13 protein-coding genes are annotated in these 12,793 nt (G+C 56.4%); 8 read left to right on the top strand and 5 right to left on the bottom strand.

Annotation, left to right across the window (positions count from 1 at the left end; all coding sequences use genetic code 11):
- Together V7665_RS02060 and V7665_RS02055 are read right to left on the bottom strand one after the other, a co-directional pair.
- Positions 1-270: a FeoA family protein gene (locus tag V7665_RS02060; protein WP_335662872.1), complete on the bottom strand. Its 270-nt coding sequence runs from the start codon at positions 268-270 to the stop codon at positions 1-3.
- A 125-nt stretch (positions 271-395) separates the two neighbouring features.
- Entirely contained in the window at positions 396-1,061 is a 666-nt protein-coding gene (locus V7665_RS02055) for a COQ9 family protein (RefSeq protein WP_335662871.1), read from the bottom strand.
- Positions 1,062-1,191: 130 nt separating this feature from the next.
- Between V7665_RS02055 and V7665_RS02050 the strand changes: the two genes are divergently transcribed.
- Positions 1,192-2,292, top strand: a complete 1,101-nt coding sequence (locus V7665_RS02050; RefSeq protein ID WP_335662870.1) for an alkene reductase — start codon at positions 1,192-1,194, stop codon at positions 2,290-2,292.
- A 15-nt stretch (positions 2,293-2,307) separates the two neighbouring features.
- On the opposite strand, the gene V7665_RS02045 is transcribed toward V7665_RS02050, so the two are convergent.
- Together V7665_RS02045 and V7665_RS02040 are read right to left on the bottom strand one after the other, a co-directional pair.
- Positions 2,308-2,763: a DUF1465 family protein gene (locus V7665_RS02045; RefSeq protein ID WP_335662869.1), complete on the bottom strand. Its 456-nt coding sequence runs from the start codon at positions 2,761-2,763 to the stop codon at positions 2,308-2,310.
- Positions 2,764-2,923: 160 nt separating this feature from the next.
- On the bottom strand, positions 2,924-3,121 hold the full coding sequence (locus V7665_RS02040) for a YdcH family protein (protein WP_335662868.1): 198 nt from the start codon (positions 3,119-3,121) through the stop codon (positions 2,924-2,926).
- 195 nt (positions 3,122-3,316) lie between these two features.
- Here V7665_RS02040 and V7665_RS02035 point away from each other — a divergent pair, with 195 nt between their 5' ends.
- The 6 genes from V7665_RS02035 to ftsH all read left to right on the top strand — a co-directional run bounded on the left by V7665_RS02035 (position 3,317) and on the right by ftsH (position 10,948).
- Positions 3,317-3,469: a YdcH family protein gene (locus V7665_RS02035; RefSeq protein ID WP_335662867.1), complete on the top strand. Its 153-nt coding sequence runs from the start codon at positions 3,317-3,319 to the stop codon at positions 3,467-3,469.
- 108 nt (positions 3,470-3,577) lie between these two features.
- Positions 3,578-5,860: a phosphoenolpyruvate--protein phosphotransferase gene (gene ptsP / locus V7665_RS02030; RefSeq protein ID WP_335662866.1), complete on the top strand. Its 2,283-nt coding sequence runs from the start codon at positions 3,578-3,580 to the stop codon at positions 5,858-5,860.
- Between the two features lie 173 nt (positions 5,861-6,033).
- The gene (locus tag V7665_RS02025) at positions 6,034-6,870 is read left to right on the top strand and encodes a helix-turn-helix domain-containing protein (RefSeq protein ID WP_335662865.1); all 837 of its coding nucleotides are present in this window, start codon (positions 6,034-6,036) and stop codon (positions 6,868-6,870) included.
- A gap of 121 nt (positions 6,871-6,991) precedes the next feature.
- Positions 6,992-7,870, top strand: coding sequence for a hypothetical protein (locus tag V7665_RS02020; RefSeq protein ID WP_335662864.1), 879 nt, complete (start codon positions 6,992-6,994; stop codon positions 7,868-7,870).
- 3 nt (positions 7,871-7,873) lie between these two features.
- Entirely contained in the window at positions 7,874-8,827 is a 954-nt protein-coding gene (gene tilS / locus V7665_RS02015) for a tRNA lysidine(34) synthetase TilS (RefSeq protein WP_335662863.1), read from the top strand.
- Positions 8,828-8,995: 168 nt separating this feature from the next.
- Positions 8,996-10,948 carry an ATP-dependent zinc metalloprotease FtsH gene (gene ftsH / locus V7665_RS02010; protein WP_335662862.1) on the top strand — a complete coding sequence of 651 codons (1,953 nt, stop codon included), beginning with the start codon at positions 8,996-8,998 and terminating at the stop codon, positions 10,946-10,948.
- A gap of 104 nt (positions 10,949-11,052) precedes the next feature.
- On the opposite strand, the gene rpoZ is transcribed toward ftsH, so the two are convergent.
- Entirely contained in the window at positions 11,053-11,400 is a 348-nt protein-coding gene (gene rpoZ / locus V7665_RS02005) for a DNA-directed RNA polymerase subunit omega (RefSeq protein WP_067201203.1), read from the bottom strand.
- Between the two features lie 161 nt (positions 11,401-11,561).
- On the opposite strand from rpoZ, the gene V7665_RS02000 reads away from it, so the two are divergent.
- On the top strand, positions 11,562-12,773 hold the full coding sequence (locus V7665_RS02000) for a phospholipase D-like domain-containing protein (protein ID WP_335662861.1): 1,212 nt from the start codon (positions 11,562-11,564) through the stop codon (positions 12,771-12,773).
- The last annotated feature ends 20 nt before the right edge of the window (positions 12,774-12,793 follow it).

Below are 12,793 nucleotides of genomic sequence, written 5' to 3'. Positions count from 1 at the left end.
TCAGGCGGGGGTCGTCACCGCAACGGGGCAAACCGATATTGCCTTGGCATGCGACTTGCGCACGGCGATCATCATCCGCCCGACTTTCAGGGCGATTGGGTCATTCATCCCGAACATACCCTTGTAAAGCTTTTCAACCGACACGCCTTTGTCGATGCCGAGCGCCCGCAAACGCCGACCCTCGTTGTCGGAAATGGCCGCCCAGTCAATCGCCACGACTTCAGCGCTTTGCTTGAGGGACAGCTGGTCCAGGGTTGTGGGTGTTTGCATAAATCGCAACGCAGCCTTTCTAATTGCGATTGATTATCAATATTGATTAGGCTTGGCGAGTCTTTTTGTCAGATTATGCTCCGCCGGTGGTGGCAAACTCCAACCAATTACAGCGCTATGCCGTGTCAGGCCCCCCGATAGCGCAACCGGCCGACAAAGCGCGCCATGCTGAAGCGATCGCCACCCCGGCCCGTGACCTTGGCCTTGACCTTCTCGAACTGCATTATATTTTCGATTCTACGGTCCAGAAAGGCACGGGTTTCGACAAAATCTTCGCTTTCATCGTCAAGAAAGACACTGATTGTGCTGCCATATACCCCGGATAACAGGGTTCTTTTGCTATAATGATTATAGTCGGTGGCGGTATCTCCGGCGAGCCGCCACATCCGGTCCGCCGCCCGCCAGCCCATTTTCGCGGCCCGGCGCACATGCGGCGGCGCCGCAAGGATCGCCAGAGCCCGCCGCAAACCTTCGCGATCAGCCTCCAATGCTTCCAGTCGCGCTTCGACCAGCGCCTTGATCCGTTGCCGCACTTTCATCGCAGCCAGTTCATCCGCGCTATATTTCGCCGCCATCTGCGCATCAACCGCCTGAAACCAGGCGTCGATCATGTCGACCGGTCCTTCGTTAAAGGCGAGTCTGGCAAGATCGGCATCGATACCGGCGAGGTCAGCAGCGGCCAGCACAGCCGTCTCGTTCCAGCCGTCAAACGCGGCCTGCGCCGCCAGTTCAGGCGCTAGAAAGGCGCGCACCTCATCCAGGGTGGGATCTTCAGGAAGCGATGCGGTCATGGGAGTTCCTTTGAAATCAGAGCTATCAATATAGACAGAAATTGCTTGGTTTCAAACCATTGCATTTGGCCCTGCGGTCTCTTAACTGTCTGATTAACAATTCAAGCCTCTTGATTCAGGGAATTCCATCTTGACCACATTGTTCGACCCGATCTCCATTGGCGCCATCGAGGCCCCGAATCGCATGTTCATGGCCCCCCTCACCCGTTGCCGTTCAACCATGGAACATGTTCCGACGCCGATCATGGGCGAATATTATGCTCAGCGCGCCGGCGCTGGTCTGATCATTTCGGAAGCGACTGGAATCAGCCAGCAAGGCCTAGGCACACCATTTGCGCCTGGGATCTGGAACGAGGCACAGACCGAAGCATGGAAACCCGTGATCGAACAGGTCCATCAAGCCGGTGGCAAGATCATCTGCCAGCTCTGGCATATGGGCCGCATCGTCCATCCCGATTTCCTGAATGGCGAGAAGCCGGTTTCCGCTTCCGCCACGACCGCGCCGGGCAGCGTCCGGACCTATGCCGGCAAGAGAGACTATGAAGAAGCACGCCCGCTGGAAATCAGCGAAATTCCCGGCCTGCTTGACGATTATCAAAATGCTGCGGAAAATGCCAAAAAAGCTGGCTTTGATGGTGTGCAGCTGCACGCCGCCAATGGCTATCTTATCGACCAGTTCATCCGTTCCGGCACAAATTTGCGGATCGATGAATATGGTGGACCGGTTGAAAATCGCATTCGTCTGCTCGGAGAGGTAACCCAGCGCCTGGTTGATGTCTGGGGCGGTGACCGCGTTGCTGTCCGCCTGTCTCCCAATGGCGATTCCCAGGGTGCGGATGACGCGACGCCGGTCGAGACCTTTACCGCAGCCGCGAAATTGCTCGACAAGATCGGCATCGCCTTTCTCGAACTGCGCGAGCCCCCTGCCCATGGCACCTATGGCAATACCGATGTGCCACCAGTCAGCCCGCATATCCGGCCGGTGTTCAAGGGACCACTGGTGCTCAACAGCGACTATTTCTATGACAATGCAACGGCGGCGCTGGCCGAAGGCAAGGCCGACGCGATCAGCTTTGGCCGGACCTTCATGACCAATCCCGATCTGCCCGAACGATTCCGCACCGGCGTGGAACTGAACCCGATCGACTTCACCCCGACCTGGTATAGTCAGGGACCGGAAGGATATATTGATTATCCGACGATAGATCAGCAGGAGGTAGCGACTGCCTGAACCGAGCTTGCCTTGCTAAAAGGCGCTTTGCAGGCGGCGGAACATGTCCTGAACCGCTGACTCGGCCTCCATTTCCTGCTCCATGCGCGTCGCGAGACGCTGCAGGCGCTGGAACAATTCTTCGCTGGCCATGACGATCTGGCGCGCTTCGACCGGGAAACGATCCGTCATCGCCTGGTCGGTGGCTGGGGCCTGACCGAGCGCGCGATCATGGTTCCAGGCTTCTCCTGCGGACAATTCCCCGCTGTGCAGGGCTTTCTGGTTCAAAAGCCAGGCGATGCAGTGCATCAATCTTGTCGTCACTTTCAGCGATTCACAGGAAAAGGACACGGCGAGAAGATTGCCCGGATCGGACTCTTCGGTGAATCGCCCCGACTCAAAATAGGACCGCGCCTCGTCCGCCAGCAACATCGCTTCGGTATAAAGGGCGTCCAGCAATTTGGGTGTCAAAAGAGATTCACGATCTGCCATATTTGCGCCGTAGCAAAAAACCGGCCCCGGTTGACAGTAAATTTTGGCTTTCCGACCGGCCCAGGAGACGTCTGTTTCAAACTGACACGTGGGAGATTCCGGGGTTAACTGGTGGATAGCTTTGGTTAACGATTGGCAAGCCCGCAGAACAGCGAGTGCCTCAGGCAATGATGTCGGGAATGAGTTGGTTCTCCAGCAAGATGATACGATCGCGCAATTGCAATTTTCTTTTCTTGAGTCGCGCCGTGCGGAGCTGATCCGGACTGCCTGCTTCGACCAGCGCGGCAATCGCCTCGTCGAGATCGCGATGCTCAATTTTCAGCAGTTCGAGCCGCGTTTGCAACTCTTCATCGCTCATCCCCATTCTGGTTCAATCTCCCTCTTGCGTCACTGCAACAATTTTGCAATCTTAACCCTATTCATGGTTCAAGTCTAAACCAAGACAATTTAATCATGAAGCCGGACGCCAAGGCCGATTGGCGGGTACAGCAGGAAAGGAAGCTTTCGTCCTCTTTCAATTTCAAAATCAACATTTTTTTTTGAGGAGACTTTAATGATTCAGAATCACATGTCAGCATTGCGCGAAAAGCATGAAGCGCTGGAACGCAAGATCAATGAAGAAGAAACCCGGCCGCTACCCGACACGATTCGAATCCACAGCCTCAAAAAAGAGAAGCTCCGACTGAAAGAAGAATTGCTGAATTAGCCGTGAGTGGGCGCCGACGCCCACGCTGAACTAATATCAATAAATCTGCTTTGGTCGAGGCTGCTTTTCGACATCGCACTCCCGTGGCCTTTCTGCTAGGCAAAGATCATGCCATCAACAGACCCCTCGAGTACCAAGACCGCTCGCAATATCCTAACCGGCCTGCGGTCGATCATGGCGTCGCGTGGCAATGCCCAGACCAAATTGAATCAGGTCGTCGAAACCGTTGCCGAAGCGGTCAGCAGCGAAGTCTGCTCAATCTACTTGCGCCGCGACGGCCTGCTGGAATTATTTGCGACCCGCGGGCTCAACGCAGAAGCGGTTCACGTCACCAAACTGGCCATGGGGGAAGGGCTTACCGGCTATATCGCAAAGAACGTCGAGACGCTGAATCTCGACGAGGCGGCGAGTCATCCCGATTTCCAGTATCGGCCGGAAACCGGCGAAGAAAAATTCCACAGCTTTGCCGGCGTACCGATTATCCGCAATCAGCAGGCAATTGGTGTTTTATGTGCCCAGCATGTCGAACCGCGCCGCTATTCCGAAGTGGAGATCGAGGCCTTTCAAACGGCCGCGATGGTCCTGTCAGAATTGATTACCAGCGCTGAATTGGTCGATGACAATCTTGCAGAAGAAATTGCGTCGCTAGACAATGGCGCCAACCGTCTGAGCGGCTTGCAACTGGTCAAGGGCAAGGCCAGCGGCCACGCGGTCTTTCACCAGCCACGGGTGAAAATCGAACATACGGTGGCGGAGGATACCGAGGCCGAACGGCACCGGGTCTATTCGGCATTCGACAAGATGCGCGACCAGATCGACCAGATGACCAGTCAGGCGGAATTCGGGGTCGGCGGCGAGCATGAGGAAGTGCTCGAGACCTACAAAATGTTCGCCTATGATGAAGGCTGGAGCCGGCGCATCAATGAAGCCATCGACAGCGGCCTGACCGCCGAAGCGGCGATCGAACGCGTGCAGCAGCATACCCGGATGCGCATGCGGCAAATTGATGATCCGTTGTTGGCGGAGCGCATGCATGATCTGGAAGATCTCGCCAACCGTCTGCTGCGGACCGTTTCCGGACAAATGGGTACCGCAGCCAAAATGGGCTTGCGGCAGGACACGATTTTGATTGCCCGCAATCTCGGACCGGCAGAACTGCTCGAATATGACCGGCGCAAGTTGAAGGGCGTGATTCTCGAAGAAGGCTCGCTGACCGCCCATGTCACGATCATCGCGCGCGCGATGGGCATCCCCATCCTCGGCCAGGTCAAGAATATCCGGCAAGTCGTGCGGGAAGACGACCATCTTCTCCTCAATGTCGACGAAAAAGCCGTGTTTGTGCGACCCAGTCCCTCGATGGAGGACGCGTTTGAAGCGCAGCTGGAGCTGAGTCAGAAAAAGCGCGCCGCATATTCCGAGCTGCGCGACAAGGAAGCCGTGACAAAAGACGGTGTCCGGATCACGGTCAATATCAACGCCGGCCTGCGGGACGACCTGGCTTTGCTCAACCTGACCGGTGCCGACGGTATCGGGCTGTTCCGGACCGAATTTCAGTTTCTGGTCGCCGCAACCATGCCGGGACGGGCTGGCCAGACTCGCTTCTATCGTGATGTGCTGGATGCAGCCGGCGACAAGCCGGTTGTATTTCGCACGGTCGATATCGGAGGTGACAAGCCGCTCCCCTATTTTCAGACCAGCGATTCCAAAGAGGATAATCCGGCCATGGGCTGGCGGGCAATTCGCATTGGCCTTGAACGGGATGCCCTGATGAAAGTGCAGGCGCGGGCCCTGATCGAGGCAGCGGCAGGACGAAAACTGAATGTCATGTTCCCGATGGTCGCAGAACCCTGGGAATTTGATGAAGCCAAGGCGGTATTCGAAAACCAGCGCGCCTATCTGCACAGCCAGAAAAAGCGACTGCCTTCAGCGATCCGATATGGCGCAATGCTTGAGGTTCCGGCGCTGGCAGAATGTCTTGATCTGATGGCAGACCGGCTCGACTTTCTGTCGATCGGGACCAATGATCTCACCCAGTTTCTTTTTGCCGCAGACCGGAGCAATCCGAAATTGGCCGAGCGGTTTGACTGGATGAGTCCGGCCATTCTCAGATTCCTGCGCCGCGCGTCAGACAATGCGGAACGGTTCGGCATTCCTCTCGGCGTGTGCGGAGAAATGGGTGGCCGCCCTTTGGACGCTCTGGCGCTATTGGGATTGGGCATTCGCAATTTGTCGATCACGCCTGCTTCGGTTGGCCCGATCAAGGCGATGGTCCGTTCGCTCGATCTCGGTCAGGTCAAACTGGAAGTTGAAGCCATTTTGAAGGAAGCACCTGCCGAACCAAGACTGCGTCTGGAACAATGGGCAAATCAGCACAATATTGACTTGGACTGATCCGTTTTCTGCCAATCAGTCGGCAATTTTTCTACTGAATTGCCCAAAATGGTGAAATGCAGCATCTCAACCATGATTGTCATTGACTTTTGCTGCCCAAACTGGCTCTTTTCGAAGGAATATCCGGTAAGTGCGAAAAGGGTCGCAAAATGATCCGGCCAAGGGAGTTTTGAGTGGCCGAAGAAACCAATGACGACGAAAATGTCGAGCTGCATCTGCACAGCACAGGTGAATTATTGCGCCGTGCGCGGGAGCAGAAAAATCTGTCGCTCGAAGATATCGCAAAAAAAACCCGGATTCCGCAGCGCCATCTCGAATCGATCGAGAGCGGTGATTTTGATGCGCTGCCCGGGCGGACCTATGCAATCGGCTTTGCCAAATCCTATGCCCGAACGGTCGGGCTGAGTGATGCTTCCATCGGTAGCCAGCTGCGCGCGGAAATGGATGAACAGGGCCACGCCGCTTACCAACCCGAAGTCAGCGGATATGCTCCGGCCAACCCGTCCAGCATTCCACCCCGCTATCTGGCATGGACGGCCGCCGGCATCGGGATATTGGTGCTTGTCGGCTATCTGGTCTGGCGCACGTTGATCCTCAATCCCGGTGACCTGCCGGAAATCACGGACAGCGAATCTGCGACACCGATGGAAACCGTTTCGAGCAACCCCAATCCGCAGGCCCTCGAGAATATCGGCTCGGTGCCGTCAAGCGAGGGAACCGTGGTGCTGACAGCAACCCAGCCGGTCTGGATAAAAATCTATGATGCCGAAGGCAAGCGCCTGTTCGAAAATGAAATGGCGGCAGGGGACACTTTCACTGTTCCGGCTGATGCCGACAATCCTCAGATCCTGACCGGGCGCCCCGATGCGCTAACCGTCACCATAGACGGCCAGGTCGTTCCGCAACTGGGCACTGCAGAGCGGACTATCAAGGATGTAGGAGTCAGCGCGGCAGCGTTGCTTTCCCGGGACACAGCCAGCAATCCAGCGGCCGATTCATCGCCTGATTGACGAACGCACGAGCCATTAGGTGAAGCGGCGAGCGAGCGGAACGCGTCGGTTCGCTGTGATAATTTTCTCTACCTTTCAGAATAGTATATGGTTAATATACGAGAAATCAGCGGAGGCCTCGATGAAGACATTTGGTATCACTATCCTGCTCACCAGCTTGCTTGTCAGCGCGCCGGTATCGGCCCAGAACGCAAATGTAGACCAGCGGGTCGATCGGCTCGAGCAAGAAATGCGTGCGGTTCAGCGCAAGGTTTTTCCCGGCGGCTCGACCCGCTATTTCGAACCCGAAATAACGGCAGAGCGCGGCCCTGCATCGCCCGCAACCGCCATCACGACTTCGGCCGTTAGCGACTTGATCGCACGGGTAGATGCGCTGGAATCCAGCCTGGCCAGCCTCACCGGTCAAGTTGAGGAAAACGGGTTTCGGCTGAAAAAAATTGAAGACCGGTTGGCCGCGACGGCAGCGCCAGCGGTTAGCCCGCCAGCCACGAGCACCAACGGATCTGCGCCAGTAGCGGCCCCAAAAGCAGCACAAGCAACGGCGCCAGCGGCTGCACCTGATCCCAAGCGGGTTGCCGGTGTTGCCGCGATCGTCATGCCGGACACCGGAGATGCTGCGGAAGATGCCTATGTTTATGGTTATCGACTGTGGGAAGCAGAATTCTATCCGGAAGCGCAGGCGCAGCTGAAGAAGATGGTCGAGGATCATGCCGGCCATCGGCGCGCGAGTTTCGCTCAAAATTTGCTCGGCCGCGCTTATCTTGATGATAAAAAGCCCGCGCTGGCTTCGGTTGCCCTTTATGAAAATTACCAGAAAAGACCGCGGGGAGAACGCGCCCCGGACAGCCTCTATTTTCTGAGCACCGCGCTGGTGCAACTGGGCAAGAAAACCGATGCCTGTCGGGTATTGGCGGAAATGCAGGATGTCTATCCCGAGGTCGCCAGCGGCCGGCTTGCTGATCGCGTGGCATCGGGCAAGGTTGCTGCCAACTGCAAATAGATCATGAATGATGCAGCCGCCTCGCTCGACCAACGCTTTACAGAGGCACTGGACCGGCTGATTCCCGGGTTTGAATCGAATGACCAGAAACTGGGCCTGGCCGTTTCCGGCGGTCCCGACAGTCTGGCGCTGCTATTGTTGGCGTTACAAGCCTGGCCGGGCAGGATTGCCGCTGCAACGGTCGATCATGGCCTGCGCCCTGCCGCTCGCACGGAAGCGGAATTTGTCGCATCAATTTGCCGTGAACGCGGCATCCCTCACGAAATATTGCGGCCAGTGGTTCCGATCCGTGGCAGCATTCAGAGCGCAGCCCGACACGCGCGCTACGGATTGCTGCACGACTGGATGAAGGATAACCATATCCACTGGCTGGCCACCGCCCATCATGCCGATGACCAGCTGGAAACCATGATCATGCGCATATTGCGCGGCAGCGGCGTTGACGGGATGTCTGGCATCAGGGAGAAACGGACCAATATTATCCGGCCCCTGCTCCATTTTCAAAAATCAGAACTGATTTCCTATGTCGCCAGCCAGGGCATCGACGCGATCAACGACCCCTCGAATCGCGATCAGGGCTATGATCGGGTGCGGGTGCGCAATGCGCTTGAGGACCTGGAAGGATTTGACACAAGGCTCGCCAGCCAGAGTGCCAGTGCAATAGGCGCCGCGCGCGAGGCAATCGAATGGATGGTCGAACGGCTTGCCAGGGAACATATCACCAGCACGGATTTTGGCTGCTCACTCTCGCAGACCGCCTTTCCACCCGAGATTCAGCGGCGACTCCTGCTCGCATGCCTGCATATCTGTGATCCCGCATTATCCCCGCGCGGCAACCAGATTGACCAGACGATTATCGCACTGGAACAGGGCGAAACCGTCACCCTGGGTGATATATTGTGCCGGGGCGGTGATAATTGGCAGTTTCAGACCGCGCCAAAGCGCCGGAATAGCTAGTTTTTCTGGCTCAACCTTCGTCCAGAACGGTTCCGATCACACTGATCGGTAAAAACATTAGCGCTCATATTGTCATCCGCGGTAAAAGGACTATCTTTAGAGCATGAATAAAATAGCCGCGCGGTGTCCAGCACCCGCAGCCACAATGATTACAGGACAAGATGCGCAATGAATGACGAACAGGATCCAAAAGACAATCCCTGGATGAAGAGCATGTTCATCTGGGCTGGCGTTATCGTTGCGCTGCTGCTCACGGTTTCGATGTTTGGAGCCGGTGCCGCGAACGACGCGGGAACCGGAATCAGCTATTCTTCATTCCGCAACAAGGTGGAAGAAGGCAGCGTGAAAAGCGTTGCCATCGCGCCGGACAAGATCACTGGCGAACTCACCAATGGCGACATGTTCTCGACCACGCCGGTTGGCAGCGATCCGTCGCTGGTGACACTGCTGGATGAAAAAGGTGTCGAATATAGCGGCAAGGCACAGGAACAGGCCAGCATCTGGCAGATCATTCTCGTGCAATCCCTGCCTTTCCTCTTGATCCTCGGCATCGCCTTTTTCGTACTGCGCCAGATGCAAAAGGGCAGCGGTTCCGGAGCAATGGGCTTTGGCAAGTCCAAGGCAAAGCTGCTGACCGAAAAACAGGGCAAGGTCACCTTTCAGGATGTCGCAGGTATTGATGAAGCCCGCGAAGAGCTGGAAGAAATTGTCGAGTTTCTGAAAAATCCCGCTCGCTTTGCCAAGCTTGGTGGCCAGATACCGAAAGGCGCGCTGCTTGTCGGTTCGCCTGGTACCGGTAAAACCCTCTTGGCTCGCGCCATTGCTGGCGAAGCGGGCGTACCGTTTTTCTCCATATCCGGTTCAGATTTTGTCGAAATGTTTGTCGGTGTCGGCGCCAGCCGTGTCCGCGACATGTTCGAACAGGCCAAGAAAAATGCACCGTGCATCGTCTTCATCGATGAAATTGACGCGGTCGGTCGCCATCGTGGCGCCGGTCTCGGCAATGGTAATGACGAACGCGAACAGACGCTGAACCAGCTGCTGGTCGAGATGGACGGTTTTGAGGCCAATGAAGGCATCATCATCATCGCCGCAACCAACCGCCCCGACGTGCTGGATCCCGCTCTGCTGCGTCCCGGCCGTTTTGACCGGCAAGTGGTCGTTCCCCGCCCCGATATCGAAGGGCGCGAAAAAATCCTCGCGGTGCATATGAAGAAAGTGCCGCTGGCTCCGGATGTCGACCCACGCACCATTGCGCGCGGCACCCCCGGCTTCTCCGGCGCCGACCTCGCCAATCTGGTCAACGAGGCCGCTTTGATGGCAGCCCGCCGTGGCAAACGAATGGTCGCGATGAGCGAATTCGAGGACGCCAAGGACAAGGTCATGATGGGCACCGAGCGCAGGTCCATGGTGATGACCGACGACGAAAAGCGGATGACCGCTTATCATGAAGCCGGTCACGCTATTGTCTCGGTGCATGAGGTTGCTTCCGATCCGATCCACAAAGCGACGATCATTCCCCGCGGCCGCGCACTCGGCATGGTCATGCGCCTGCCCGAGCGTGATAATTACAGCTATCACCGCGACAAGATGCACGCCAATCTGGCGGTGTCGATGGGCGGACGCGTCGCCGAGGAAATCATCTTTGGCTATGACAAGGTCTCTTCGGGCGCCTCAAGCGACATCCAATATGCGACCAAGCTGGCGCGCGACATGGTCACGCAATGGGGCATGTCCGACGAGATGGGTCCGTTGCAATATGAGGAGGAACAGGGTGAAACCTTCCTCGGCTATTCGCAATCCCAGCGCGTCCACATGTCGGACGAAACCGCGAAAAAGATCGATCTGGAAATTCGCAAGCTAATCGATGACAGCTATGATCGGGCGAAACATCTGCTGACCACGAACGAGGATCAACTCCACGCGCTGGCCAATGCACTGCTCGAATATGAGACCCTGTCGGGCGACGAAATTGATGAAGTGATCAAGACCGGCAAGATCGAGCGTCCGGATGGTGATGTCGCCAAGCCGACTGCTGTGCCATCGATCGGCGCAACCATCCCGAAAGCGGGACGGAAGAAGAAGGGCCCGTTTGGCGATCCCAAACCGCAAGGCGCTTAATCCGCCTTCAGCCGATGGAACAAGATATAAGAAAAGGCCGCTCGGGATTATTCCCGGCGGCCTTTTCTTTGTCTCGGTAAATCCTGCGCCGTAACGCGGACCGTTTAGCGGCGACCGTAGTCTCCAGCGACACCGGCACTGCGTGGTGGTGCAGCAGCCGTGAGGCGAAGCGCTTCTGCCGACTGGCTGATCGAACCGATTTCATCCGGCGTATCATCATCGTCGATGAGAACCTTCTGCAGCGATTGAATCAGGCTTTCTTGCAGATCCTTCGGCTTGACCGTTTCTTCTGCGATCTCGCGCAGCGCCACAACCGGGTTTTTATCGCGATCGCGATCAACAGTCAGCTCTGCGCCGCCTGAAATCTCACGTGCGCGCTGGGCAGCAAACAACACCAGATCAAACCGGTTTGTGACTTTATCAACGCAATCTTCAACCGTAACGCGAGCCATAAGGCGCTCCTGATTCTGCAAACTATAGGAAAAGAGGCCTGCATCTAGGCCGGCGGGCGGGATTTGTCAACAAATCCGCACGCGCCCCAACATATCCGAGCAAGCCAATCGGCAATCTAATGGTTTGTCGGTGCGCCAGTGATAATCTATGCCACTCAACCATGGAGAGCATCACGTCGAATAACCAGCTATTGCAACCCGGCCTGCCGCAATGGTTTGATGTCGGTGGCAACCGGTTGCGGCTTGTCCGCACGGCAGCGGACCGCCTTTCCGCGGTGGTCGACATGATCGAAGGGGCGGACAAAAGCCTCAAGCTGTTCTTCTACATGTTCGAGGATGACCGCGTCGGCCGGACGATCATGGACATGTTGATTGCGGCCTGCAAGCGGGGCCTTGCGGTCGAAATGATGGTCGACAGCTTCGGCTCCAATGGCGCCCCGCGCAAATTCTTTGACCCGCTGATCGAGGCCGGCGGGAAGTTCAGGATCTTCAGCCCCCGCTTTTCCACCAGCTATTTTGTCCGCAATCACCAGAAAATGATAATCGCGGATGATCGCTGCGCCTTGATCGGCGGATTCAATATTGCCGACGAATATTTCACGGTCCATCAACCGGCCGGGGATAGCAGCCTGACCGACGACAGCTGGGAAGATCTTGGCCTTGAAATCGAGGGCCCCGAGGTCGCCAATCTGGCCAGCTATTTCCGCCTGTTGTCCGACTGGGTTTATCGGGACAATGGCAATATTCGCGCGCTGCGCAAGATGGTGCGGCACTGGGATGCCGGCGATGGCCAGTTTCAATGGCTTCTGGGTGGTCCGAGCAATCGCCTGAGTCGCTGGGCGCGAGCGATCAAGAAGGATCTTGAAAATGGCAGCAGGCTTGATCTCGTCACCGCCTATTTTTCCCCGGGACAAGGGCTTTTGCGGCGGATCGGCGGATTATCGAAGCGCGGCGGACAAAGCCGGATCTTATTGCCAGGCAAAACCGACAATGCGGCGACCATCGGAGCAAGCCGGTTGCTATACGGATATCTGCTGAAGCGAAACGCTCGCCTTTTTGAATATCAACGCAGACGCCTGCACACAAAATTGGTGATCGTCGACAATGCCGTCTATATTGGTTCGGCAAATTTCGATTTGCGCAGCCTGTTTATCAATGTCGAAATGATGTTGCGGATAGAAGATGCCGACTTTGCCGATCATGCGCGCACGGTGATTGATATTTTGCATGAAAACGCCGAAACCATCACGCCGGAACTACACAAATCCCGCCGGACTTTGCTCAATCGCCTGCGCTGGACAATATCCTATTTTCTCGTGAATACACTCGACTATCGCGTTACCCGCAGACTCAATTTCGGCATCAAGAAATAGAAGTCTCTTTGCGATGATAG

Source organism: Parasphingorhabdus sp. (assembly GCF_036964675.1).
GTDB lineage: Bacteria > Pseudomonadota > Alphaproteobacteria > Sphingomonadales > Sphingomonadaceae > Parasphingorhabdus.
Note: the sequence above shows the minus strand (reverse complement) of the source record. Positions and strands in the feature narration are given on the sequence as shown.